This window comes from Pseudomonas sp. A0308 (assembly GCF_044218815.1).
Classification (GTDB): Bacteria; Pseudomonadota; Gammaproteobacteria; order Pseudomonadales; family Pseudomonadaceae; genus Aquipseudomonas; species Aquipseudomonas iridis.
Genome location: NZ_CP162581.1, coordinates 1,403,087 through 1,428,520, shown reverse-complemented (window position 1 = coordinate 1,428,520; position 25,434 = coordinate 1,403,087). Strand labels below are relative to the sequence as shown.

24 protein-coding genes and 1 tRNA gene are annotated in these 25,434 nt (G+C 56.2%); 18 read left to right on the top strand and 7 right to left on the bottom strand.

The features are described from left to right. Positions 1-84: 84 nt before the first annotated feature. Both AB4P92_RS06675 and mtnC read left to right on the top strand, forming a co-directional pair. Positions 85-630, top strand: coding sequence for an acireductone dioxygenase (locus AB4P92_RS06675; protein ID WP_042558451.1), 546 nt, complete (start codon positions 85-87; stop codon positions 628-630). Between the two features lie 4 nt (positions 631-634). Then, a complete protein-coding gene (gene mtnC / locus AB4P92_RS06670) occupies positions 635-1,318 on the top strand; it encodes an acireductone synthase (RefSeq protein ID WP_115148205.1) in 684 nt (227 codons plus the stop codon). A 96-nt stretch (positions 1,319-1,414) separates the two neighbouring features. On the opposite strand, the gene AB4P92_RS06665 is transcribed toward mtnC, so the two are convergent. Further along, positions 1,415-1,693 (bottom strand): DUF3509 domain-containing protein, encoded by a 279-nt coding sequence (locus tag AB4P92_RS06665; protein ID WP_042558453.1) that lies wholly within the window; start codon positions 1,691-1,693, stop codon positions 1,415-1,417. Between the two features lie 384 nt (positions 1,694-2,077). Here AB4P92_RS06665 and AB4P92_RS06660 point away from each other — a divergent pair, with 384 nt between their 5' ends. From AB4P92_RS06660 to AB4P92_RS06615, 10 genes are all read left to right on the top strand, one after another. Then, positions 2,078-3,916 carry a long-chain-acyl-CoA synthetase gene (locus tag AB4P92_RS06660; RefSeq protein ID WP_395599162.1) on the top strand — a complete coding sequence of 613 codons (1,839 nt, stop codon included), beginning with the start codon at positions 2,078-2,080 and terminating at the stop codon, positions 3,914-3,916. Positions 3,917-4,012: 96 nt separating this feature from the next. After that, a complete protein-coding gene (locus tag AB4P92_RS06655) occupies positions 4,013-4,531 on the top strand; it encodes an ankyrin repeat domain-containing protein (protein ID WP_042558455.1) in 519 nt (172 codons plus the stop codon). Positions 4,532-4,598: 67 nt separating this feature from the next. Further along, the gene (locus AB4P92_RS06650; protein ID WP_261737257.1) at positions 4,599-5,129 is read left to right on the top strand and encodes a hypothetical protein; all 531 of its coding nucleotides are present in this window, start codon (positions 4,599-4,601) and stop codon (positions 5,127-5,129) included. A 71-nt stretch (positions 5,130-5,200) separates the two neighbouring features. Next, positions 5,201-5,392: a PLDc N-terminal domain-containing protein gene (locus tag AB4P92_RS06645; protein WP_042558457.1), complete on the top strand. Its 192-nt coding sequence runs from the start codon at positions 5,201-5,203 to the stop codon at positions 5,390-5,392. Between the two features lie 179 nt (positions 5,393-5,571). Continuing rightward, positions 5,572-6,447: a polyamine aminopropyltransferase gene (speE, locus tag AB4P92_RS06640; protein WP_042558458.1), complete on the top strand. Its 876-nt coding sequence runs from the start codon at positions 5,572-5,574 to the stop codon at positions 6,445-6,447. Positions 6,448-6,681: 234 nt separating this feature from the next. After that, positions 6,682-6,915, top strand: a complete 234-nt coding sequence (locus AB4P92_RS06635) for a hypothetical protein (RefSeq protein WP_200610606.1) — start codon at positions 6,682-6,684, stop codon at positions 6,913-6,915. A gap of 210 nt (positions 6,916-7,125) precedes the next feature. Continuing rightward, a complete protein-coding gene (locus tag AB4P92_RS06630; protein ID WP_042558460.1) occupies positions 7,126-7,473 on the top strand; it encodes a ribonuclease E inhibitor RraB in 348 nt (115 codons plus the stop codon). Between the two features lie 533 nt (positions 7,474-8,006). Further along, positions 8,007-9,416, top strand: a complete 1,410-nt coding sequence (locus AB4P92_RS06625) for a circularly permuted type 2 ATP-grasp protein (RefSeq protein ID WP_007914061.1) — start codon at positions 8,007-8,009, stop codon at positions 9,414-9,416. Between the two features lie 12 nt (positions 9,417-9,428). After that, positions 9,429-10,379, top strand: coding sequence for an alpha-E domain-containing protein (locus AB4P92_RS06620; RefSeq protein WP_007914063.1), 951 nt, complete (start codon positions 9,429-9,431; stop codon positions 10,377-10,379). Continuing rightward, complete coding sequence (locus AB4P92_RS06615; protein ID WP_042558462.1) at positions 10,376-11,179, top strand: transglutaminase family protein; 804 nt, start codon at positions 10,376-10,378, stop codon at positions 11,177-11,179. The genes AB4P92_RS06620 and AB4P92_RS06615 overlap by 4 nt, the downstream gene beginning before the upstream one ends. Before the next feature lie 103 nt (positions 11,180-11,282). Here AB4P92_RS06615 and AB4P92_RS06610 read toward each other — a convergent pair whose 3' ends face one another. Beyond that, the gene (locus tag AB4P92_RS06610) at positions 11,283-12,230 is read right to left on the bottom strand and encodes a transposase (RefSeq protein ID WP_261736686.1); all 948 of its coding nucleotides are present in this window, start codon (positions 12,228-12,230) and stop codon (positions 11,283-11,285) included. Positions 12,231-12,486: 256 nt separating this feature from the next. Next, on the bottom strand, positions 12,487-13,308 hold the full coding sequence (locus tag AB4P92_RS06605) for a c-type cytochrome (RefSeq protein ID WP_395599659.1): 822 nt from the start codon (positions 13,306-13,308) through the stop codon (positions 12,487-12,489). A 585-nt stretch (positions 13,309-13,893) separates the two neighbouring features. On the opposite strand from AB4P92_RS06605, the gene AB4P92_RS06600 reads away from it, so the two are divergent. From AB4P92_RS06600 to AB4P92_RS06590, 3 genes are all read left to right on the top strand, one after another. Beyond that, positions 13,894-15,099: an acetyl-CoA C-acetyltransferase gene (locus AB4P92_RS06600; RefSeq protein WP_395599161.1), complete on the top strand. Its 1,206-nt coding sequence runs from the start codon at positions 13,894-13,896 to the stop codon at positions 15,097-15,099. Between the two features lie 24 nt (positions 15,100-15,123). Further along, entirely contained in the window at positions 15,124-17,268 is a 2,145-nt protein-coding gene (locus tag AB4P92_RS06595) for a 3-hydroxyacyl-CoA dehydrogenase NAD-binding domain-containing protein (RefSeq protein ID WP_395599160.1), read from the top strand. 92 nt (positions 17,269-17,360) lie between these two features. Then, complete coding sequence (locus AB4P92_RS06590; RefSeq protein WP_395599159.1) at positions 17,361-18,083, top strand: amidotransferase; 723 nt, start codon at positions 17,361-17,363, stop codon at positions 18,081-18,083. Positions 18,084-18,170: 87 nt separating this feature from the next. Here the strand turns inward: AB4P92_RS06590 and AB4P92_RS06585 are convergent, their stop codons facing one another. From AB4P92_RS06585 to AB4P92_RS06575, 3 genes are all read right to left on the bottom strand, one after another. Further along, positions 18,171-19,142 carry a magnesium and cobalt transport protein CorA gene (locus AB4P92_RS06585; protein WP_042558467.1) on the bottom strand — a complete coding sequence of 324 codons (972 nt, stop codon included), beginning with the start codon at positions 19,140-19,142 and terminating at the stop codon, positions 18,171-18,173. 133 nt (positions 19,143-19,275) lie between these two features. Continuing rightward, the gene (locus tag AB4P92_RS06580; RefSeq protein WP_395599158.1) at positions 19,276-19,998 is read right to left on the bottom strand and encodes a lysophospholipid acyltransferase family protein; all 723 of its coding nucleotides are present in this window, start codon (positions 19,996-19,998) and stop codon (positions 19,276-19,278) included. Between the two features lie 215 nt (positions 19,999-20,213). Further along, positions 20,214-20,903: a crotonase/enoyl-CoA hydratase family protein gene (locus AB4P92_RS06575; protein WP_042558469.1), complete on the bottom strand. Its 690-nt coding sequence runs from the start codon at positions 20,901-20,903 to the stop codon at positions 20,214-20,216. Between the two features lie 295 nt (positions 20,904-21,198). On the opposite strand from AB4P92_RS06575, the gene AB4P92_RS06570 reads away from it, so the two are divergent. From AB4P92_RS06570 to AB4P92_RS06560, 3 genes are all read left to right on the top strand, one after another. Next, positions 21,199-21,288, top strand: a tRNA-Ser gene (locus tag AB4P92_RS06570). 203 nt (positions 21,289-21,491) lie between these two features. Then, positions 21,492-21,710 (top strand): hypothetical protein, encoded by a 219-nt coding sequence (locus AB4P92_RS06565; RefSeq protein ID WP_395599157.1) that lies wholly within the window; start codon positions 21,492-21,494, stop codon positions 21,708-21,710. Between the two features lie 213 nt (positions 21,711-21,923). Further along, a complete protein-coding gene (locus AB4P92_RS06560; protein ID WP_395599156.1) occupies positions 21,924-23,891 on the top strand; it encodes an NACHT domain-containing protein in 1,968 nt (655 codons plus the stop codon). Between the two features lie 233 nt (positions 23,892-24,124). Here the strand turns inward: AB4P92_RS06560 and AB4P92_RS06555 are convergent, their stop codons facing one another. After that, positions 24,125-25,342 carry an Arm DNA-binding domain-containing protein gene (locus tag AB4P92_RS06555; RefSeq protein WP_395599155.1) on the bottom strand — a complete coding sequence of 406 codons (1,218 nt, stop codon included), beginning with the start codon at positions 25,340-25,342 and terminating at the stop codon, positions 24,125-24,127. Between the last annotated feature and the right edge of the window lie 92 nt (positions 25,343-25,434).

Below are 25,434 nucleotides of genomic sequence, written 5' to 3'. Positions count from 1 at the left end.
AGTCGCCCATTTGCCTGATGAAATGCTGTGCCCGACCGGTCTGCAAGAACCGGACGGCAAGGCCGATACCGAGGAATTGCCCCAATGAGCAGCCTGTCCGTCTATCACGTTTCCAGCCCTGACATTCCGAACAAGGTGCTGACCCATTTCGAAGACATCGCCTCGACTCTGGCCGAGCAAGGTGTGCGCTTCGACCGCTGGCAAGCCACCGCGAAGATCCAGCCCGGCGCCACGCAGGAAGAGGTAATCAGCGCTTACCAGGAGCAGATCGACAAACTGATGACCGAGCGCGGTTACGTCACCGTTGACGTCATCAGCCTCAACAGCGACCACCCGCAAAAAGCCGAACTGCGCGCCAAGTTCCTCGAAGAACACCGCCACGGCGAAGACGAAGTCAGATTTTTCGTCGCCGGTCGTGGGCTGTTTACCCTGCACATCGACGATTACGTGTATGCCGTTCTCTGTGAGAAGAACGATCTGATCTCTGTTCCGGCTGGCACCAAGCACTGGTTCGACATGGGTGAGCATCCGCACTTTGTCGCGATCCGTCTGTTTAACAACCCGGACGGCTGGGTTGCCAATTTCACCGGCGAAGACATCGCCGGCCGATTCCCGCGTCTGGAGGACTGAGCCCATGTCGATCAAAGTCATCCTCACCGACATCGAAGGCACCACCAGCGCCGTCAGTTTCGTCTTCGACGTACTGTTTCCTTACGCGGCCAGACACCTGCCGGACTTCGTGCGCCAGAACGCTGAGCGTGCCGATGTCGCAGAGCAACTCGACGCCGTACGCCGTGACAGCAACGAGCCGCAGGCCGACGTTGAACGGGTTGTTGAAATCCTTTTGAGCTGGATTGCCGAAGACCGTAAAGCCACGCCGCTTAAAGCGTTGCAAGGCATGGTCTGGGAACAGGGTTATCAGGCCGGGCAGTTGAAGGGGCACGTTTATCCTGATGCTGTTGAAGCACTTCAACGCTGGCACGCGGCGGGTTATCAACTGTTTGTGTACTCGTCGGGCTCGATCCAGGCGCAGAAGCTGATCTTCGGCTGTTCGGAAGCAGGGGATCTGACGCCGCTGTTCAGCGGCTATTTCGACACCACGTCGGGACCGAAACGCGAGGCGCAGTCTTACACGAACATTCAACAGGCGATCGCGGTTGAACCTGCGCAGATCCTGTTTCTGTCGGACATCGTCGAAGAGCTCGATGCCGCTCAGTCAGCAGGCCTGAAAACCTGCGGTCTGGCCCGCGATGGCGGAGAACTGGCGGGCCACGTTACCGTCGACAGCTTCACCGGCATCGAACCGGAAGCGTTCTAAAGTCTACGCCAAACCCTGCATAAAATCCGGGCACAAAAAAACAGGCCGTGAAGCGAAAGCTCCACGGCCTGTTTTGTTTAACGAGTTCTTAAGCGTTTACAGCGAGTGATACGTCGGCAGGGCAAAGCGCTGCTGGCTCTGCAGCATCGCAATTTGCGGCAACTCGCTGGCCTGTTCGGCCAGGTCACGGCGAATCGCACTGATTGCCCAAGACAGTTGGTCGCCGGCATGCAGTTGCTGATACGACAGTGCACGTTTGAACACTTTGCCGTCGGCACTACGCAGGGTCAGCAAAATCCCGCCATCGGGACGCGGCGAGGTGGTGACGTCGAAGTTGGAGAACAGGGAGGTAAATTTTTCTTGAATCAGGCTCATGTTTTTCAGCTCCGTATGCACTTGAATGGCAAGCATGCATAGGAGGTTGCAGTGATTGTGCCAGCACCGAATAAAAATAAAATCGTTATAAATCAATAGCTTAAAAATAAGACGATTTTGAGGTGTCGTGCAAACTGCATGAATGGCCATCGTGCATCCTGCATTTTGCGGGATCATTGAGCAATTAACGGAACCAATCGGGCTTTTCTGAATCATCGACATCGCCGCCGCCCGGGCGGATACAAAACATTGCAAAAACCGCGTGTACAGCCTGAGAAGGGCTGACGTACTTTCAGTCTCGACCCTCGCTCGAATGCGACGGTTGCACTAGCCCGAAAATAAAAAAACATCGGCCACCACGCCAAGGTCGAACGGGGAGCTTCCATGAGTCACGCGCCAAGCGACACGATTACCTGGGGCATGATGCTCCGCAAGCTGCCGATGATTGCCAAGGCCATTCCCCGAGTGGTCAAAGGCATGAAGGTCGCCAACGTCACGGATCCGACCCAAAGCTGTGGCCTTAGCTGGACGTTCGAACAAGCGACTCTGCGCAATCCCGATGGCCCGGCGCTATTGCAGGGCGAGGTTTCGTTGAGCTATTCGCAGGTCAACCAGTGGGCCAATCGCATCGCCCACTATCTGAGCGAGCAGGGCATCGGCAAGGGCGATGTGGTCGCGGTTTTTATCGAGAATCGCCCGGAGTTGCTGGTGACGATTCTGGCACTGGCCAAGCTCGGTGCCGTCAGCGCGCTGCTCAATACCTCGCTGACCCATGACACGCTGATTCACAGCGTGAATCTCGTCGCGCCGGTGGCGATTGTTGTCGGCGAAGAACTGCTGCCGGCGTTCGCTGCGGTGCGCGATCAAGTCTCGATTGCGCCGCAACGCAGCTGGTTTGTTGCCGATCAGGACACCTGCAACCATCCGGGCATTGCGCCCGAAGGCTACGTCAACCTGATCAGCGCCAGTGTCGATGCTTCCAGTGAAAATCCGCCAAGCAGCCAACAGGTATTTTTCGACGACCCGTGTTTCTACATCTACACCTCCGGCACCACCGGCCTGCCCAAGGCCGGGGTGTTCAAGCATGGTCGCTGGATGCGCAGTTCGACCAGCTTCGGCATGATCGCGCTGAACATGCGCCCCGACGATGTCGTCTACTGCACCTTGCCGCTTTACCACGCCACGGGCCTGTGTGTGTGCTGGGGCTCGGCGATCAACGGCGCATCGGGTTTTGCGATACGCCGTAAATTCAGCGCCAGTCAGTTTTGGAGCGACGTGCGCCGCTATCGCGCGACCACCATTGGTTACGTCGGTGAGTTGTGCCGCTATCTGGTCGATCAACCGGCCAGCGCCGACGACAACCGTCACGGCGTGCGCAAGATGATCGGCAACGGCTTGCGCCCCGGCGCATGGGCCGAGTTCAAGACACGCTTTGCCGTCGAGCACATCTGCGAGCTGTATGCGGCGAGCGACGGCAATATCGGTTTCACCAATATTCTCAACTTCGACAACACCATCGGTTTTTCGCTGATGGCCTGGGAACTGGTGGCTTACGACCATGACAGCGGCCAGCCGGTGCGCAGTGCTGACGGTTTCATGCGCAAGGTCGGCAAGGGCGAGCAGGGCTTGTTGCTGGCGCGAATCGACGAAAAGGCGCCACTGGACGGTTATACCGATCCGCAGAAGACCGCCAAGGTTGTGCTGCACGATGTATTTAGCAAAGGCGATCGCTTTTTCAACACCGGCGACCTGCTGCGCAACATCGGTTTCGGTCATGCCCAGTTTGTTGATCGCCTGGGCGACACCTACCGCTGGAAGGGCGAAAACGTCTCGACCACAGAAGTCGAAAACCTGCTGCTGCAACATCCGCAGATTTGCGAAGCTGTGGCGTATGGCGTGGAAATCCACAACACCAACGGCCGTGCCGGAATGGCGGCGATTACCCCGGCTGAATCCTTGGCGACGCTGGATTTCGCCGAATTGCTGGCATTCGCACGGCAACGCCTGCCGGCCTATGCGGTGCCGTTGTTTCTGCGGGTGAAGGTGAAAATGGAAACCACCGGCACGTTCAAATATCAGAAAACGCGCCTGAAAAACGAAGGCTTCGACCCAGGCCAGACAGGCGACGATCCGATTTTCGCCTGGCTACCCGGCACGCAAACCTACGTGCAGGTTACCGATGAAGTGTTGGCTGAAATCCATCAGGGCAAATACCGTTATTGATTCTGGCTATGGGCAATTTTCAGAAAAAGGGGGTGACAGCTATCGTCGGGCTCGGGAAACTGTCGACTTTCCGATAGACCGAAGTGGAGTTGCCCCATGTCCGACCAAAGCCGCCAGATGACCCCTGAGGAAGCTGCCGAATTCACCGAGCAGGTTTTCAACAAGGCGCGCGACGGTGATGCACTGATGCTCGATCGACTGGTCAGCGCCGGTTTGCCGGTGAACCTGAAAAACAGCAAGGGCGATACCTTGCTGATGCTTGCCAGCTATTACGGCCATGTCGATGCCGTGCAGGTGCTGCTTAAACACAAGGCTGATCCCGAGTTGCGCAATGCCAACGGCCAGAGCCCGATTGCCGGTGCGGCGTTCAAGGGCGATCTTGCGGTGGTCAAGGCACTGGTTGAAGCGGGCGCTGAAATCGAAGGCTCGTCCTTTGATGGCCGGACTGCACTGATGATGGCGGCGATGTTCAACCGTGTTGAAATCGTTGACTACCTGATCAGCAAGGGCGCCGACCCGAAAGCCAAGGATGCCAATGGCGTTACTGCGCTCGACGCTGCCCGGACCATGGGTGCAGTGGATACCACGGCGCAGCTGGAAAAATTGCTGGGCTGACGATCTTTTACTTTGTGCGCTATCCTCCGCGCCCTCAAAAACCATCTTCGCCACAGGATCCGCCCTCATGAAAGCCGCGCTCGTCGAACTCATCAGCAAAATCAGCTCCGGCTGCATGGGCGAGGACGAGATCCTGAAGGTGGCCGACGAAGCCGCGCAGGCCTACGCCGATGCCGACGCTTTTCTGGCTGCCAACCCGGACATCAACTACGACGACACTTTCCCGATCGCACTGGGTGAGTGGGTTGTGGTCGGCAGCCTGCCGGAGACCGTGTTGTTCCAGGCTGACACCTACGTCGACCTGTTCGCTCAGATCGTCGCCTCGTTCGGCCCGACCGTGGACTTCAACCTCAAGCCCAAGCAACTGGCCAAAACCGAAGCACTGACCGCCCTTAACCGCATTCAGGTGCAGATGAGCAGCCTGAACAAGGAAAACGGCGGTTACACGCTGATGAACTTCAGCCAGTTGCTCGACGATGAGCTGCAAATGGTGCTGGTCTACGGCAACGACGTGCCGCGAGTCCTCGAGTTGTGTGCACAAATTGGCATCGCCGCTGCGCCTTCGCTGGAAGCCTTGAAGGTCGCCGTTCACGTTTGAGCACAATAAAAGGGAACCCTGCACGCGACCGTCTATCCTAAAAGTGCATGCCACTATTCTGGAGCGACACCATGGGTTCCACGTTCAACGGTCTGATTGGCCTGATCATTCTTGCCCTCGATATCTGGGCCATCATCAATGTGCTGAAAAGCGGCGTCTCCACCGGGATGAAAATCGTCTGGGTGCTGCTGATCATCCTCCTGCCAGTGCTGGGCCTGATCATCTGGGCAATCGCCGGGCCACGGGGCAACGTCCGGATCTGACCGCTACATTCGAAACCATCCCGAACCCTGTGGGAGCTGGCAAGCCAGCTCCCACAGGGTTCTGTGGTTTGCAGATAAAGTGAGGTTCGACCTGTCATCTTCGGCAACGTAGAATGCGCGCCTTTCCCGGGCAATCGTCTCCACGATCCAGGCCCGCGCATTCATCGGAGCACTTGACCATGACCGTCACCAAAACCAGCGAATACCTGGAAACCCTGTACGAAGGCTACGGCCAGCGTTTTCGCATGGAAAAACTGCTGCACGAAGTGCGCACCGAACACCAGCACCTGGTGATCTTCCAGAACCCGCGCATGGGCCGTGTCATGGCGCTTGACGGTGTGATCCAGACCACCGAAGCCGACGAATTCATCTACCACGAAATGCTCACCCACGTACCGATCCTCGCCCATGGCGCCGCCAAGCGCGTGCTGATCATCGGTGGTGGTGACGGTGGCATGCTGCGCGAAGTGACCAAGCACGCTGGCGTCGAGCACATCACCATGGTCGAGATCGACGGCACCGTGGTCGAGATGTGCAAAGAGTTTCTGCCGGAGCACTCCAAGGGTGCTTACGACGATCCTCGGCTGAACCTGGTGATCGATGACGGCATGCGCTTCGTCGCCACTACCACCGAAAAATTCGACGTGATCATTTCCGACTCCACCGATCCGATCGGCCCTGGCGAAGTGCTGTTCTCGGAAAACTTCTACCAGGCCTGCCACCGTTGCCTGAACGAAGGCGGCATTCTCGTGACCCAGAACGGCACGCCGTTCATGCAGATCGAAGAAGTCAAAACCACTGCCGGTCGCCTGCGCAGCCTGTTCCCGGACTGGCATTTCTATCAAGCGGCGGTGCCGACCTACATCGGCGGTTCGATGACCTTCGCCTGGGGCTCGACTAACACGTCGTACCGCAAGCTGAGCCGCGAAACCCTGCAACAGCGCTTCATCGGCAGTGGCATCGTCACCCGCTACTACAACCCGGAAATCCACATCGGCGCGTTTGCAATGCCTCAATACGTATTGCAGGCGATCAACAAGCCAAGCAACGACTAATAGAACACGGCAAAACCCCTGTGGGAGCGAGCCTGCTCGCGAAAGCGTACTGTCAGCCAACACTTTTGCTGGATGGACAAGCGCCTTCGCGAGCAGGCTCGCTCCCACAACAGCTTATCTGCACCGTCAATGATGTTTTTTTATGGTCGCGCGCTGCATCCTTTTGAACGATCAATCACGCCGAAAGTCGAGATAGAGGTAAGCCCATTTGCGGGTTTGATCGAGGAGGCTCCGATGCAAAAGTGGAAAGTCACTTTCGTGGATGATCATGGTGAATCAGTCGACGAAGTCTTCGAGTGCGAGGAATGCCCGAATCACGAGCACGCCGCCAAGCTCATCAAGGAACGGTTCCTGCCCGTCGCCGCCAAACTGGATCTCAACGATCTGGAGGGGCGTACTCCCGATGCGGCCGTCAAAAGCCTCAAAACCCAGAACGGTATAGAAATCATCAGCATCACTCCCGTCTGAAAATTTCCTGTCACTTCAATCACCAGGCCTTGGCAGCGGCTCTATCTTGGGGCTACTCTGCAAGCGAGATCAGCGAACGGATCGCTAAGGTCTGGTCTTGTCAGCTACATGCTTGTTTCCCGCAGCAACCACGTTGCAGTAGTGCTTTGGCCTGTCAGGCCCGGGGCGGGAATACGGAAAGTCTATCCATCTATCCGAGGGGGACGATTCATGAGCACAGCCTATCAAGAAGACATCAGCAGCAATGTTCTGCGCCGCATGAAAGAAGGCGGTTTCGATTTTTCCCGATTCCATCCCATCGAGTTCTACGCGATTTTCCCGGACGAGGAGCGGGCGCGCAGGGCAGCAGGAAAATTTCGCGGTGAATCCATCAATGCCCAGGTCAGCGCGCGCGACGACGGTGCGTGGTCTCTGGAGTTAAGCAAAGTGATGTACGCAACCTATGACGATATTGGCGATTTCGAGCAGGGCTTTTCTGCCGTGGTCGAGCCATTGGGCGGCATCATCGAGGGCTGGGGCGTGAAGCAGGAGGTGCGCAGTCGCTACCGTCTGAACTGATCTCTTGCCTGAACGTAAGCAACGGCTGGCCTTTGGGTCGGCCGTTGTTGTTTTTGAAAATCAAAAGATCGCAGCCTTCGGCAGCTCCTGCAGCCCATCACCTGTAGGAGCTGCCGAAGGCTGCGATCTTTTGCTTTTGCTTTCAAAACGTTTCAAACAGGCAAAAAAAAGCCACCGGAGAGGGTGGCTAAAGGGAAGACCGATAAGGAGAGGAAACCGGTCAGGGTTAAGGCTTTGCGGGCTGCGTTGGCAGTGCGGATCAGTGGGGCTGAAGACTTCTGCGTAGAAGTTTGTTCAGCGAATGCGCGGATTATCCGTAGCTGACGCCGAGCAGTGAAATCAACTCTGACTATGCTGGTGATAGGCGATGCAGTGCGTCGCAATGAAGCGGGGGCGATCAGGTGGGGGCATTTGCTGCACAGGAATGGTGCGGCGCCTGCGACGTGAATATCCAACCGATTGATATCAAAGCGTTTATGCCGATGGCACGGGCCTTGCGAAGGCCTGTAGGTCCGGGTGACAAGGAGTACGGCATGATCCGCACCTATTTTGATGAGATGTACGATGCCGGCGGCCAGGTTCGCCCGCATTACCGGGAATTTGCCCGTTGGCTGGCCGACACGCCTGATGAGCTGCTGGCACAACGGCGACGCGAGGCCGATCTGCTGTTCCATCGCGCCGGGATTACTTTCACGCTCTATGGGGACGAGCAGGGCACTGAGCGCCTGATTCCTTTCGACACCATTCCGCGCAGCATTCCCGCCAGCGAATGGCGGATCGTCGAGCGCGGCTGCATTCAGCGGGTCAAGGCGTTGAACATGTTCCTCGCCGATCTCTATCACGAGCAGCGCATCATCAAGGCCGGAATCATTCCCGCCGAGCAGGTGCTGGCCAACGAGCAGTATCAGTTGGCGATGCAGGGGCTGGATCTGCACCGAGACATCTACTCGCATATCTCCGGCGTCGATCTGGTGCGCGATGGCGACGGCACCTATTACGTGCTCGAAGACAATTTGCGCACCCCGAGCGGCGTGAGCTACATGCTCGAAGACCGCAAAATGATGATGCGCCTGTTCCCGGAACTGTTCGCCGCCCAGCGCATTGCGCCGATCGACCATTATCCGAACCTGTTGCTCGACACCCTTAAAAGCTCCAGCCCCATCGACGACCCCAGCGTGGTGGTGCTGACGCCCGGGCGCTTCAATAGTGCGTTTTTCGAGCATGCGTTTCTGGCGCGAGAGATGGGTGTTGAACTGGTGGAGGGCGCGGATCTGTTCGTGCGTGACGACAAGGTCTTCATGCGCACTACCGACGGCCCGAAAGCCGTGGACGTGATTTACCGCCGCCTCGACGATGCGTTTCTGGATCCGCTGGCGTTCAACCCGGACTCGATGCTCGGTGTGCCGGGACTGCTGTCGTCCTATCGCTCCGGCAATGTGGTGCTGGCCAACGCCATCGGTACCGGCGTGGCGGATGACAAATCGGTCTACCCGTTTGTCACCGACATGATCCGCTTCTATCTCGATGAAGAACCGATCCTGAAAAACGTGCCGACCTGGCAATGCCGCAACCCGTCTGAACTTTCCCACGTGCTGGCCAATCTTCCAGATCTGGTGGTCAAGGAAACCCAGGGCTCCGGCGGTTACGGGATGTTGGTGGGGCCGGCGTCGACGAAGGCGGAAATTGACGCCTTTCGTGAGCGGATCAAGGCCAAACCTCACGCGTATATCGCACAACCGACGCTGTCACTGTCGACTTGCCCGACTTTTGTCGAAAACGGCATTGCGCCACGTCATATCGACTTGCGCCCGTTTGTCTTGTCGGGGCGCGAAACCCGGGTCGTACCCGGTGGTTTGACCCGTGTCGCGCTGCGTGAAGGCTCTCTGGTGGTGAATTCCTCCCAGGGCGGCGGAACCAAGGACACCTGGGTGGTCGAGGATTGAAGGAAGCTTGCCATGTTAAGTAGAACTGCCTCGGATCTGTATTGGATGTCGCGTTACCTGGAGCGAGCGGAAAACCTCGCACGGATGCTCGACATCAGTTATTCGCTGTCGCTGATGCCGCAGGACGGTCGGGGCGATGGTCTGCACGAACTGGCGATGCCACTGTTGATCACCGGCACGCTTGACGATTATCTGGAGCGTCACGGCGCGCTGCATGCCGAACGCCTGCTGCACTTCTTCGCCCTTGATGCGGCCAATCCGGCGAGCATCTACAGCTGCCTCGGCGCGGCGCGGGCCAGTGCTCATGCGGTGCGTGGGCGTATCACGGCGGACATGTGGGAAAACATCAACGCCACGTGGCTGGAGATTCGCGGGATCGCCGAGCAGGGGCTCAGCCGTTATGGCATGAGTCGTTTCTGCGAGTGGATCAAGGAGCGTTCGCACCTGTTCCGCGGTGCGTCCTACGGCACGATCATGCGTAACGATGCGTTTCGTTTTATTCGTCTGGGCACCTTTATCGAGCGCGCGGACAACACGTTGCGGCTGCTCGATGCGCGCTACGAAATGGCCGGCGATCAGGCCGAAGCCGTCAGTGACGGCACTGCCCACGCGTATTACCAGTGGAGTGCATTGCTGCGAGCGTTGTCATCATTCGAGGCTTACACCGAAATCTATCGTGACGCTCCGGGGGCCCGGCATGTCGCCGAGCTGTTGCTGTTGCGTGCTGACGTTCCGCGTTCGCTGCGTGCCTGCACCGAGGAGATCGACCAGATTCTCGCGCAGTTGCCCGGTGCCAACGGGCGACCGGCCCAGCGCCTCGCCGCAGAAATGGACGCGCGCCTGCGCTACACCGGCATCAACGAAATTCTCGAGGAAGGCCTGCACGCCTGGCTGACCGAATTCATCCCGCTGGTGCGCCAGTTGGGTAACGCCATTCACAGTTCCTACCTGGAGGCTGCATGAGACTTTCGATTAGCCACGAGACCACCTATCACTACGAGGATCAGGTGCGGGCGAGCATCCAGTACCTGCGGCTGACCCCACACGACAGCGAGCGTCAACACGTGCTGAGCTGGCAGCTCGACCTGCCGCGCCCGGTGCGCGCGCAACTCGATCCGTTCGGCAACATCCTGCATGTGCTGACCATGGACGAGCCACATGAAGCGATCATCATCGGTGCGCGTGGTCAGGTTGATATCGACGAATTGCGCGAGGCCGAACACGAGAGCCAGTCGGCGCTACCGTTTCTGCGCTTTACCCGTTTGACCGAGGCTGACGAGGCACTGCGCGGGTTTGCGGAAAAATCCTGCAAGCAACGCCGCGACCGCACGGCACTCATCGATTTGATGCACGGTCTGAATCAGCACATGACCTATACGCCCGGTTCTACCGCGGTCGACACCAGTGCCATGCAAGCCTTCGCCGGACGGGCGGGCGTCTGCCAGGATCATACCCATGCGTTTCTGGCGTGCGCACGCAGTCTCGGGATTCCCTCGCGGTATGTGTCGGGGTATCTGTACAGCGAGGATTGCGAACACCTGGCCAGCCATGCCTGGGCCGAAGCCTGGCTGGATGACGCCTGGTACAGTTTTGACGTGACCAATGAGCTGGCGCGCCCGGAGCGACACCTGAAGCTGGCGGTGGGTCTGGATTATCTGGATGCCTGTCCGGTGCGCGGGATGCGCCGGGGCGGTGGGTGCGAGCAGATGCATGCGAAGGTGTTCGTATCGCCGACCCCAGTGATCTCTGTCCAACAGCAGTAGATTCGGGATACCGCTATCGCTAGCAAGCCAGCTCCCACAGGTTATGCGCTGACTTTGAGTCAGTGGTGATCCTGTGGGAGATTCTATGGTTGAGGGGAAGCCCTCAACCTGCTTTTGGCTGGTATTCGCTCTGTCCCTTTAGCAGTGCAAACACCACTCGCGCGAGCTTTCGTGCCAGGATTACCAGCGCTTGTGTGGTACTGAACCCACGGGCTCTTTGCTCTTCATAGAACGCTTTCCACGCTGAAGTGCGACTGGCCGACATGGCGGCGTTATGCAGCAGCCGTCGGGCCTCCGGGTCACCTCGTTTGGTCAGGCTTCTGCGACCATCTTTTTGTCCTGACTGCGACACTCGCAAATCCATCCCCAAAAACGCAATAAATGCGTCCGCGTTTCTGAAGTCGCCCCGCTGAAACGTCGCGATCAAACGGGCCCCTGTCAAAAAACCAATACCTTCAACTTTCGTGCAACGCTTCAGATCGGCGAGCAGCCCAGCCTCTTTCAACTGGTCGCTGATCATCTTCTCGACCAGCGTTTCAAGCCTCTGCATTGAGGCCACTTGCTCAGCAAATGCGCTTTTGAGCAGCGGTTCATTTGCCCAGCTTTGCACCAGACCAACCCGTGCTTGAACCAGCGCCGCGCGACGGCGGAAAAGGCTCAAGAGTCGGCGATATAGAGGTGATGGCGGGGTCCAGGGATGAAGCTCTTCGTATTCGTTTTTCAGATAACGAGCTAGCAGTTTGGCGTCCAGCGCGTCGGTTTTGGCGCGAACTTTCACCCCTTTACGGTAATGACTCAGCTCGTATCCGCCGACCATGTAAATCGTGCACCCGGCTTCATGGGCCATATCGGCGAATGCCAAGTGATAGGTGTTGGTCGATTCAATGGCCAGATCAACCGGTGCAGGTAAGGCTTTCAGCCATTTTTTGATGGCTGCCTTGTCATTGGGAATAGATTCGAGCAAATCCAGCTCAGCCTGGTAGATGACCAGTTCATCCTTGGCGACATCCACGCCAACGATAGGCTTTACGACAGAAACCGGCATTGCCATAGAGCATCCCCCGAGATATGGTTTTGAACACTTGAAGGGCTCACCCAGGGGCGCAGGCTTGTTCCTATCGTCGGTCCTAGCCAGATGCATTCTTTATCGGCGCTTGGGTGAAAGGAGGAGGGGCGAAATCTCCCACGGATCTGTACTGCGTCAACAGTCAGAATCTGGCTTTGTCCCTTCTCCTCCCTTCAAGTACCAGCATACAAGCTGGCTTGCCAGCGATGAGGTCAGTGATAACCACCCAAGGCTCAAGGTATCAAGGCTTAACCTTGCGCCCCACCATGTGTTTCAGATACCCCACTAACATCTGCAAATCCTCCTCTGGCAGCACCTTTGCCGAAAACCCTGGCATCTTCGCCTGAGGCCATTGGCGCAAACTCTGCGGATCACGGATGTATCGCTTTAAGAAGTCCGCACCAAAATACTCGGTCGGGTTGTACGGAATATTCAGATCCGGCCCAAACTGCGCATCCCCCGCACCGTTCAAGCGGTGGCAGGCCAGGCAGTTCTTCTGAAACAGCGCGAACCCCTGATTCACAGGGTCATCTGCTTTCAGTGCAGGGTCCGGCAACAGGGCCGGGAAGCGCTCAGCCACGGGCGCCATGCGCTTGATGCTGGCGACCTCGAACGGCCATTGCTCCGGGCTGATGTTGCCGGCCTGTGGATCGGTCCACACCAGATAGAACGGCCCGGCGCTGTGCTTGCCCGCCGACAATGGCGGCCACGGATGCGCGGGGTCTTCAATCGCCAGCCAGGCACGCGAGCCTTGGGTGTTGAGCAGCGGCGCAGCTGCCAACTCGGCGGCAAAGCCATCCAGCGCCACCGCTTGCAGATGATCCTCAGGTTTGATTCCGCCCAGCAACGCCGCCACGGGCACGGCGCGATACGTCATGTCCTTCTTGTAGGACACATCGTCTTTCACCGTGAGGGTTTGTACCTGAGGATGCTTGAGTAGCTCCTCGGTCTGCCAGATGCGGCTGTTTGCGCCCAGCTGTAAATCCAGCTGTGCGGCTGACAAGGGCATGCTTAGCAGCAAGGCCCCAAACACAATGAGCGCTTTCAAATAATCGCCGTCCATGCCGTGCAAATGTGCAGAGATTGGCACACCCACGCTGGCCCGGGTAGCGGGCCAGGGACATTTTTCAGTGGCGATAACCAGCAACTGTCGCCTGATTCAGCCGATCACCTTGGTCAGATTCGGCAAAATCAGCAACAGTGTCGTGGCGAAAAGAATGAGCCCTGCTTGACGAACTTTCGGTTGTTTGAACATGGCTTGACCGCCTTTTTGTTATTTCCTGATGCCTGCCTGCATATCCATGACGGCAAGCGATGCACTTCCTGTTAAAGAACGCCTGCCTCGGCAAAACCCGACGACCACGACGTACATGTTCTACCTTAGGGCCCGCGTCACGCTTGGCTTAGATCCATTTAATATGGGGCTGCAGCTATCAGCGATTAAAAAGGTATGAGGCGTATTGCCAGCTCCGTCGCCGCCCGCTTGCTAGACAACTCGCCGACCTGAACCGGTTCACCCGATGCCTGATGACCGTCCGTCTGAGCGTGTGCGTCAACACCATTGAGCGCTGTGGTCATTGAATCCTTGAGCGCGCAGGCCAAGAGTGGGAGCACAAGAATTCACTCACCGCACAGGTTCGAGGACGTCATGACCCAAGCTTTGATTTTCGATGCATTACGCACGCCGCGCGGCAAAGGCAAGGCTGATGGTGCCCTGCACAGCGTCAAACCGGTCACTCTGGTGGCCGGCCTGCTGACTGCGTTGCAACAGCGCACGGCGCTGGACACCAGCCAGGTCGATGACGTGGTGCTGGGCTGCGTCACGCCGATTGGCGATCAAGGCTCGGACATCGCCAAAACCGCCGTGCAAGTGGCCGATTGGGACGTCAGCGTGGCGGGCGTGCAGATCAACCGTTTCTGCGCCTCGGGTCTGGAAGCGGTGAGCCTCGGCGCGATGAAAGTGCGTTCGGGATTTGAAGATCTGGTGGTGGTCGGCGGCGTCGAGTCGATGTCACGCGTGCCGATGGGCAGCGACGGCGGCGCCTGGGCGCTGGATCCGCAAACCAACCTGCAGGGTCACTTCACTCCGCAAGGTATCGGCGCCGACCTGATCGCCACCCTTGAAGGCTTCAGCCGTCAGGATGTCGATGCCTACGCGCTGCACTCGCAACAGAAAGCGGCACGGGCACGGGCCGATGGCTCGTTCAACAAGTCACTGGTGCCGGTGCAGGATCAGAACGGCATCATCCTGCTCGATCACGACGAATTCATTCGTGCCGAGTCGACCCTGGAAGGTTTGGCCAAGCTCAAGCCGAGTTTCGAAATGATGGGGCAGATGGGTTTCGACGCGACAGCGCTGCGGGTTTACAGCCATGTCGAACGGATCAATCACGTACATACACCTGGCAACAGTTCCGGGATCGTCGATGGAGCGGCGCTGATGCTGATCGGTTCCGAGGCCAAGGGCCGGGCGCTGGGCTTGCAGCCACGGGCGCGGATTGTCGCCACGGCGGTGACCAGCACCGATCCAACCATCATGCTCACGGGCCCCGCGCCGGCCACCCGCAAGGCACTGGCGAAGGCTGGCCTGCGCGTGGAGGACATTGACCTGTTCGAGGTCAACGAAGCGTTTGCTTCGGTGGTGTTGAAGTTCATCAAGGACATGGCCGTCGATCCGGACAAGGTCAACGTCAACGGCGGCTCCATCGCGATGGGCCATCCGCTCGGCGCCACCGGGTGCGCGATCCTCGGCACCTTGCTCGATGAACTGGAAACCCGGCGCCTGCGCTATGGCCTGGCGACGCTGTGCGTCGGCGGCGGCATGGGCATTGCCACCATCATCGAACGCCTCTGAACCCCGAATTCAAGGAACCTTGTTATGAGCGAAGCCATTCGTTACGAAAAAGGTCAGGACGGCATTATTGTCCTCACCATCGATATGCCGGGCCAGAGCGCCAACACCATGAACGCCGTGTACCGCGAGGCAATGGCCGCCTGCGTCGCCCGGCTTGTGGCTGAAAAAGAAAGCATTGCCGGGGTCATCATCACGTCGGCGAAGAAAACCTTCTTCGCCGGCGGCGACCTTAATGAGTTGATCAAGGTTGGCAAGCCTGAAGCCAAAGCCTTCTACGACATGGTGCTGACCCTCAAAGGGCAACTGCGCACGCTGGAAACCCTCGGTAAGCCAGTGGTCGCGGCCATCAACGGCGCGGCACTCGGCGGCGGATGGGAAATCTGTCTGGCGTGTCATCATCGGGTGGCACTGGACGATGCGTCGGTGCAACTTGGTCTGCCGGAGGTGACCCTCGGCTTGTTGCCGGGTGGCGGCGGGGTGGTGCGCATGGTGCGCATGCTCGGCATCGAGAAGGCGCTGCCGTATTTGCTCGAAGGCAAAAAGGTCCGTCCGCAACAGGCTTTGCAGGCCGGATTGATTGATGAGCTGGCGGCCGATCGCGATGAACTGCTGGCCAAGGCGCGTGCCTGGATCGTTGCCAATCCGACGGCGGTACAACGTTGGGATGTGAAGGGGTATCAGATTCCTGGCGGCACGCCGTCGAATCCGAAAGTCGCTCAGATGTTGGCCATTGCGCCGTCGATCCTGCGCACCAAAACCCAAGGCACGTTGCCGGCGCCGGAGAAAATTCTCTGCGCGGCGGTAGAAGGCGCGCAGGTGGATTTCGATACGGCGCACTTGATTGAAACCCGCTACTTCACAGAATTGACCACCGGCCAGATCTCGAAAAACCTGATCGGCACGTTCTGGTTTCAGCTCAACGAAATCAATGCCGGTGGCTCGCGGCCGCAGGGCTTTGCGCCATTCATTACGCGTAAGGTCGGTGTGCTCGGCGCCGGGATGATGGGCGCGGGGATCGCTTTTGTCAGCGCCTCGGCGGGTATCGAAGTGGTGCTCAAGGACATCAATCTGGCTGCTGCCGAAAAGGGCAAAGCGCATTCGGCGGCGTTGCTGGACAAGAAAGTCGCTCGCGGTCAGATGGATGCCGCGCAGCGTGAGGCAGTGCTGGCGCGGATTCATACCAGCGAAAACGATGCTGAGCTGTCCGGTTGCGATTTGATCATCGAGGCGGTTTTTGAAGATCGCGAACTCAAGGCGAGGGTCTCTTCGGCGGCGCAGAAAGTGGTCGGCGCCGACGCCGTGATTGCCTCCAACACTTCGACCTTGCCGATCACGGGGCTGGCGACGGCAGTACCGGATCAAAGCAAATTCATCGGCCTGCATTTCTTCAGTCCGGTGGAAAAAATGCCGTTGGTGGAAATCATCAAAGGCGCGCAGACCAGCGACGAAACCCTCGCTCGCGGGTTTGATTTCGTCCTGCAAATCAAGAAAACGCCGATCGTGGTCAACGACAGTCGCGGCTTCTTCACCTCGCGGGTGTTCGGCACGTTCACCAATGAAGGCATCGCCATGCTCGGTGAAGGTGTGAGCGCGCCGATGATCGAGACCGAAGCGCGCAAGGCCGGGATGCCAGTCGGGCCTCTGGCAATCTCCGACGAAGTTTCTCTCAGCCTGATGAGTCATATCCGCAAGCAAACCGCCAAGGACTTACAGGCAGAAGGGAAACCGCTGATTGAACACCCGGCGTTTGCCGTGATTGACTTGCTGCTCAACGAATACAAGCGCCCGGGCAAAGCCGCAGGTGGCGGTTTCTACGAGTACCCGGCCGGTGGGCAGAAACATTTGTGGCCTGAATTGAAGACGCGCTTCGAGAAGGCTGACGGGCAGATTTCGCCGAAGGACGTGCGTGACAGGTTGCTGTTTGTGCAGGCCATCGAAACCGTGCGCTGTGTGGAGGAGGGCGTGCTGACCTCGACGGCGGATGCCAACGTAGGATCGATCTTCGGCATCGGTTTTGCGGCGTGGACTGGCGGCGCGTTGCAGTACATCAATCAGTACGGAGTAAAGGATTTCGTCGCCCGGGCGCAGTATCTGGCCGAACAGTATGGCGAGCGTTTCGCACCGCCTGCGCTGCTGCTGGATAAAGCGGCAAAAGGTGAGATGTTCTAAGGGCGATGAGCATTCCGGGGCTTGCCTTGCCAGGGTGTTTCAAGGCAGGCTCTGGGGTGTTCATTATTCCCATCACGTGTCAGGTATTTTTTATGTCGTTACGCATCTGCATTCTGGAAACCGACATCCTGCGTCCAGAACTGGTCGATCAATATCAGGGTTACGGGCAGATGTTCCAGCGCCTGTTCTCGCAGCAACCGATTGCCGGCGAGTTCACGGTGTACAACGTGATGCAGGGCGAATACCCGAGCGACGACCTGACGTTCGATGCGTATCTGGTCACTGGCAGCAAGGCCGATTCCTTCGGCACTGACCCGTGGATCGAAACCCTCAGGGAATACTTGCTGAATCGCTACGAGCGTGGCGACAAGCTGCTCGGCGTGTGCTTCGGCCATCAACTGCTGGCGCTGTTGCTGGGCGGCAAGAGCGAACGCGCCACGCAAGGTTGGGGCGTCGGCACCCACAACTACAAGCTCGCGGCAAAGGCTCCGTGGATGAGCCCGGTGCGTGAAGAGCTGACGCTGTTGATCAGCCATCAGGATCAGGTCACCGCACTACCGGAAAACGCCACGGTGATCGCATCCAGTGATTTCTGCCCGTTTGCGGCGTATCACATCAATGACCAGGTGCTGTGCTTCCAGGGGCATCCGGAATTTATCCACGACTACTCGCGCGCGTTGCTGGATTTGCGTCAGGAAGCCTTGGGTACGCAGATTTACAGCACGGGCGTGGCGAGCCTGGAGCAGGAACACCATGGTGCTACGGTCGCGGAATGGATGATGCGGTTTGTGGCGCACAAGCCTGAAACTGTCTAACAGCAGATCAAAAGATCGCAGCCTGCGGCAGCTCCATTGGGATCAAGTACACCTGTAGGAGCTGCCGAAGGCTGGGATCTTCTGCTGTTACAACCACCCCGATTTCTTGAAACTCGCCCACAAACTCACACAACCCACCGTGATAAACCCCAGCACGCCAAAATAGCCGTAATGCCAGCTCAACTCCGGCATGTTCTGGAAATTCATCCCGTAAATCCCCGCCACCGCCGTCGGAAACGCCAGAATCGCCGCCCATGCGGCAAACTTGCGCTGCACCACGCTCTGCCGTGACGCTTCCAGCAACACGCCAATCTCGATGGTCTGGCTGGCAATGTCCGCCAGTGTCGTCAGGTCTTCCATTTGCCGCGTCACATGGATCTGCACGTCGCGGAAATACGGGCGCATGTTCTTGTCGATGAACGGGAAGCTCAGTTTTTGCAGCTCCTCGCTGATCTCCACCATCGGCGCGGCATAGCGGCGCAGACGCACGACATCGCGGCGCAATCCGTGAAGCTTCTGAATGTCGTGCTCGTTCAACGCACTGCACAGCACGTTGCGCTCCAGCTCATCAATCTCGGCGTGGATCGCTTCGCCCACGGGCTGATAGTTTTCGATGACAAAGTCGAGCAGCGCATAAAGTACGAAATCTTCCCCATGCTCCAGCAACAGCGGACGCGCCTCACAACGTTGGCGGACATGGGCGTAGGACGCCGAGTGACCGTTGCGTGCGGTAATGATGTAGCCCTTGCCGGCGAAGATATGGGTTTCGATGAACTGCAGGATCCCGTGTTCACGAATGGGCGAGTAGGTGACGATAAACAAAGCGTCGCCAAAGGTTTCCAGCTTCGGTCGGCTATGTTTTTCCAAGGCATCTTCGATGGCCAATTCGTGCAGGTTGAATTGGCGTTGCAAATTGGACAGTTCCTGAGCGTCCGGCTCTTCCAGACCGATCCACACAAAGTGACCGGTCTTCGCGGCCCAGGCCGCGCCTTCATCAAGGGTAATATTGGTGACTTTTTTGCCCTCGCTGTACACCGCAGCAGCAACAACTCGACCCATGGTGGTGATTCACTTCTTCTTGGCAGATGACTGGGAGACCAGGCTTCAGCTTAGCCTTGTCGCTGCTTGAGAGTCAGTGAAATCTGCACAGTTCACCCGGCAAAAGAAAACCCGCACAGGGCGGGTTTGTTTTTCAGGCAGCTTGCAGTTGGCGATCCATCGCGTCGATGCATTCGCGCATCTGCTCGCGGCACTGCTCGATGAGCATGGGCATGTCGTCCATGGTCAGCCCGGCAGTAGGAATTGCCGGCAGCGAGCGTATGAGAATTTTCCCGCTGCGCCAGCGGTTCAGACGCATGTGCTTGACGTAGCTGCTGACACACACCGGAACGATCGGCACACCGGCAGCAATCGCCATCTGGAACGCGCCTTTCTTGAACGGCAGCAGCTCTTCGCCGAGGTTGCGCGTGCCTTCGGGGAACACCCAGATCGAGGTCTTTTCGTTCTGCAACGTATTCGTGGTAGTCACCATCGACTGGCGAGCTTTTTGCGTATTGCCTCGGTCGATCAACACGTTACCCGCCAGCCAGAACAACTGCCCGAACAACGGTACCCATTTCAGGCTCTTCTTGCCGATGCACACGGTACGGCGCGGCACGACATTGCCGAACACGAACAGATCATAGTTGGACTGGTGGTTCGCAATGATCACGCAACTGTCGGGCTTGTTCATCAACCCGCTGACGTCGGTCTTCACTCGCAGACGCAAAATGCACATCGCCGGCAGAGCGTAGAGGCGAGCGCACAGACGGCTGTTGTCCGGATTGAATGGACGGCACAGGCCGAGGATAACCCCAAGCACACCCGCGAGAATAAAGTGCAGGCCCATCAACAACATACGAAACACAAACAGCATTTTCAGGCCCCACCGGCGCAAAAGGTGGCGCAGTGTACGGATGTGCACTGTTTTCGGCAATTGCCACTATAGAGTCCGGAGATAGCCGATGTTTAAGCGCATGTTTCCAAGCCGGTCGTCAGACGCGTCCTAGAGCAGCCAAGGCATGTTCAACCCAGCGTGTAAGAAAAAGCCCGACACGACGGTCGGGCTTTTCTTCATCGCGTGAGCCGGGTTTAACCCAGATGCTCCTGATCCTGGATGATCGCGTTATCCAGGGTTTCCAGCAGCGCCTTACGCACCTTCAGTTTGGTGTTCTTGTGCGCGGTCATGTTGATCTTCTTCAATTGACGTGCGGCGGCGAGGGCGGCGCCTTGCAGTTCCTCGGCGGAAACCACCTTGTCGAGGAAACCGGCATCCACAGCACTTTGCGGATCAAACATCTCACCGTTGATCACCGAACGGTGGAACGCCGAGCGACGCAGGCGATCACGGGCCAGTTCGATACCGGCGTGGTGCATGGTCATGCCGATCTGCACTTCGTTCAGGCCAATGCTGAACGGGCCATCGACACCGATGCGGTAATCGGCAGACAGCAGAATAAACGCGCCTTTGGCCACGGCATGACCCGGGCAAGCAACGATCACCGGGAACGGGTGAGAAAGCAGACGACGGGCCAAAGTCGACCCCGCAGTGACCAGCGCCACGGCTTCTTTCGGGCCGGCGGTCATCACTTTCAGATCATAGCCGCCGGACAAAATGCCTGGCTGACCGGTGATGATCACGATGGCACGATCAGTCACTGCCTGATCCAGCGCCGCGTTGAACGCCGCAATCACGTCCGGGGAAATGGCATTGACCTTGCCATTGCTCAAGGTCAGGGTCGCGATACCGTCTTCGAGGTGGTAGGAAATCAACTCACTCATGACGCTATTCCTTGTAAGAAAGATGGGCAGACGTTACCCACCACCGCAGGCCAGGTAAAGCGCCGTGACTGACCCGCTGGTCACCGTTTCCCGGTGCAGCCAGCGTGGTGAGCCATTCTGCTTCTATATAGAAGGCGCGCACTCACCGGAGATTGGCCGGTTTGCCATGGCCCGCCGACGGGCAAAACGACTTTTTCTCTTAACCGCATGAAAATTCTGAAAAAAAGTTTGCCATCAGAAAAGCTTTCGACTACATTAGCGCGCCTCGACAGACAGAACATGTTTGAAGAGATACGGTGAAGTGTCCGAGTGGCTTAAGGAGCACGCCTGGAAAGTGTGTATACAGGAAACTGTATCGAGAGTTCGAATCTCTCCTTCACCGCCAAATTCAGTAAACACAAACCCCTGATTTTCCTAGAGAAAGTCGGGGGTTTGTGGTTTTTGGTGTCTGAAAAAAGGCCATATGGGACTGATATGGGACTGGCGCACTGTTCTGAGGCGAAAAATGGTGTGCAGCGAACACGGCTTTGGTGATGATTCGATTGCTCTGGGCTACTCTCTCCAGAACCCTCGCTCAAGGATGATTCTATGCCAAACAGTTCTGAATCCAACGTCGCCACGGCAGATGCTCTGACATTGCTCCTGCACAACCAGCATGCCATAGCTGCGGCGATCGAAGAGGTCACGAAATGGCTTTCAGAAAATGGCGTAGGGGATGTTGCAGATAACGCATTTGTGGCCATGGAAACACTGGACACGAATGCAAAGGCGATTGCTGCTGCGATCTCACGGATACGGCAATCCTAGGAGTCGCGGTGACCGGCATTAAGGGGTTAGAAGCAGACGTAAGCTCTGGAAATTAATCCTCCGTCTCAATACCACTGATGTTAAAAGGACAGCCGCATCGTGCGCAGGAAACAGCCGCTCTACAACCACCAAGTAAACACCGATTTCATCATTTACTCCGGCGAAGCGAATACGAATTAACAGAATACTTAAATCGAGCATAAGGAGATCACGATGTCGTCAATAGATCAAAAAATAGTTAGCGAAGCAGTAAAGCCGGGGCTACAACTTATAAATGCAGCATTATCTCCGACTATCGAGAGAGTCAGAAAATGGGCTGTAGAAAAAGAATTGAAAGGAAAGCTTGATAGCGATGCACTTGCTCTAATAATCGAGCGCTACCTGATAAAGCTTTCAGAGCGTGTAAGAGAGATAACGTCAATTACGTTTCCTCAGCTCAAGCTGAATATATATGAAGCGTACGAGCCTCTTTATATGGTGCGAAATACCCACTTCGACACGCAGAAGGATTTAATCTCCGCTGATGAACTCGTTTCTTCCCCATCAAGGCCTGTCATAATCGTCGACGGCGCTGGAATGGGAAAGAGTACTTTTTCAAAGTTTATCGTTGCAAGCCTATTATTTAAGTCCGACCGAATCCCAATTCTGTTCGATCTTAGGAAGCTAGATCCGAAGCTAGACATTACAGATAACTTCGCTACTGAGCTTGACTTTCCTGACGAGAAATTTGACAGAAATCTTTTTTATCGACTTTTGAAGTTGGGTAAATTTTTCGTAATACTCGACGGTTTTGACGAGACACCAATTGATCATCAGCACTTGCTGGCAAATCAACTCCACGAAATGTCAGCAAAAGGTGGGGAGAACGCAATACTTATAACAACTCGTCCACAGGAAGTAACCCCGGATCTGATAAATGCAACCATCTTGAAGTTTGCACCTTTTACTCTGGAGCAAGCATTATCCTTATTAAAAAGATACGATAAGGTTTCAAAGTTAGATGTCGGGGAAAGACTCTGCAAAGAAATATCTAGCGTTCCTTCTAAATTTATTGAAAGCCCACTTTTAGTGTCGTTGTTATATAGAACTTACGGGGTGAATAATTCAATTGCGGACAAAATATCGACATTTTATGACGAGATATATCACGCTCTTTACAAAGGGCACGATTTAATTAATAAAAATGGATATGCCAGGCATAAAAAATCAGGTCTTGGATTTGAGGACTTTAGAAAGCTGCTACGAGCTCTTTGTCACTACATGATGCTCAAGATGAAGACCTCATTTAATAGCCTTAGCGAAGCTGACAGCTTTATTGAGAACGCGGCCAAAATTAGCCAAGCTATACCTAATTCCACATCAGATTTCTTGGATGATTTGCTTGTCGCCGTCCCTCTTATGCAACGAGATGGTACTGAATATAAATTCTTTCATAAAACACTATTGGAATACTTTGCTGCGGAATACATAATATTTAACGATTCTAGCCTGTCTTTACTAAAAAAAATATTTGAAAGTCCGCTGGCTCCCTCTTTCGTTAAAGTGTTCGAGTTTTTAAATGATATGAATCCGGTGCTTTTTGAGTCGGTAATAACTCAAAAGTTTGCACTGGAGTCGAAAGTTTTCAGCCCCAGTCAGAATGAGCAAATCAATGCCATTAATACCTGCCGATTTGTTTATGATTTTAAAATCGGACTTTGGGCAGCCGAAGAGAACTCAGACCAGTTACCACAGAACGATGGACCCGATGTTGATATTCTTTGCGGCGAGGTACATCATAGCTCCAATATGGGCACTACAGTCTGGACAAGTGGTACGCTTAATGGTGTTAAGTATTTTTTTGTTATTGCATATTCTCATAAGTATGAAAACTTACATGAATTGGCTTGGCAGGCTATAACCTCAGAATTCTCCAATAAGTCAAATAGAGATGATCAGATTTTTGATGGGTTAGAAAAAATAATACCAACTGGGACGTGGGTTAAACCAACAAATAGGATGCTCAAGGATCTATACTCTGAAAATGTCGCGATAAAAGAGCTCTTTTTAGCAGCTTTAGATGACGAGGCTTTTGGCTCAGCAGTAGATTCTCGCATGTTAGATGTTGAGAAGGTTGATGATGTTCTCGCAAAAATAAAGTCAAGAGCTAGCTTGGATATAGATATGAAAGATTTTCTATAACACAAACTCCTGTGTTGCAAACTTACACTAGTAGTTTTGCGACTGGCATTTCCGTCTAACGGGCTAGTATTTGGTAGTTCTTCGGACACAGCCCATGTCTGATTACGGTTTTGACGGCCAGATACAGTACCGTTTATGTTGAACAGGCCCTTTAGCCATGTATTTGGTGGGGGGCCTTTTTTGTAACTTGGCCCCTCTTGGGCGGGCTGACTAAAATCCATATATTAATGGGGCTACTCGTCTCTCTCCCGGCGGCTAACGAGTTTAGTGTGTGGAACAGAAACCGGCGACAAATTTAAGGCCATTTGCAACATGCCCACAACATCCGGACCGTCGTCATTGATCCACGTCCCGTAGTGCTGCCGGATCATGTTGCCATTGGTATGCCCCATCTGCTCGGCGATCCAGTCGATCGACGCCACGCCTGTGGTCAGTAGCTGACTGGCGTAAGTGTGCCGGCATTGACCAGGACCACGATAACGAACTCCTGCCGCGAGCAAGTGCGCCTTGAAGAACCGGTCTCGGACTACGAAGTCGTTTGCGTGCGGAAGACCGCTTTTCGTGTTAAGGAAAACGAAGTGCAGTTTGTGGCAGCGTACTGTCTTGTTGTCCCGCTCGACGATCTCCACTGTTTCCGCTTTGCGTTTGCGGGTCAACGCATCGATCTTCTGCAGGGCGTCCCAGGCTGGTGCCAGCAGACGCACTCGGCGCGTCGATCGGCGGGTTTTCGTCACCCGGTAGGCGCCGCGTACCTTGGACCGGCGAAAGGTCACCGTGCCTTGCGCCAAGTCGACATCCTCCCAGGCCAGGGCGATCGTCTCCGACACCCGTGGGCCTGCCCATAGCATGAACTGCACCATCAGCAGTTCATGCGTGCGGCTGGTAGGGGTGTCGAGGATCTGCTTGATTTCCGCGCGGGTGAACGGGTCCGGGGCTTCTGGATCAGGCAGGCGCACCATCAACCCCTCCGTCGGGTCGTGCGCGACTTTCATCCGTGTCCGGTACAAGCGAAACACTTGGCGCACGTTGCTGATGATGTCGCGGATGGTCTTGTTTTTCAGGGTTTTCGACAGTGTGTCCTGTATCCATTCCTGCAGGTCCAGATGATCGATCTGATTGATCTGAACCTTGCCCCAGCGCGGTCGCACATGCACCTCTGCCTTGTTGGCGTAGCCTCGGTAGCTTGAGGCCGCAACGCTGTTGGCCTTGATCCTCAACCACAGATCCAGGTAATGACCGAAGGTGTTCTCCACCAGCCTGGGCGAGTTGGGAAAGTGCCGGGCGTAATCGAAGGTGCCGGTCTGGATCTCGTATTCAATGATGTCGGCCAGGCGCTTGGCCTGGGCCACGGTAGCCGGTGTGTTGACGCCCGGGACCGTTTCCCGGCATTTCTCCCCTTTGTATTGAAAATAGATTCTCACGGACTTGCCGCGAGCTTCGACCCCACTCATGTAAACCCCTAAAGCTGTACTCGTATTTCGACAGTCTGACGATCGGAAACAAAAAGGCCCGTTTCCGGGCCAAGTATCTGCAAGCGCGTTTT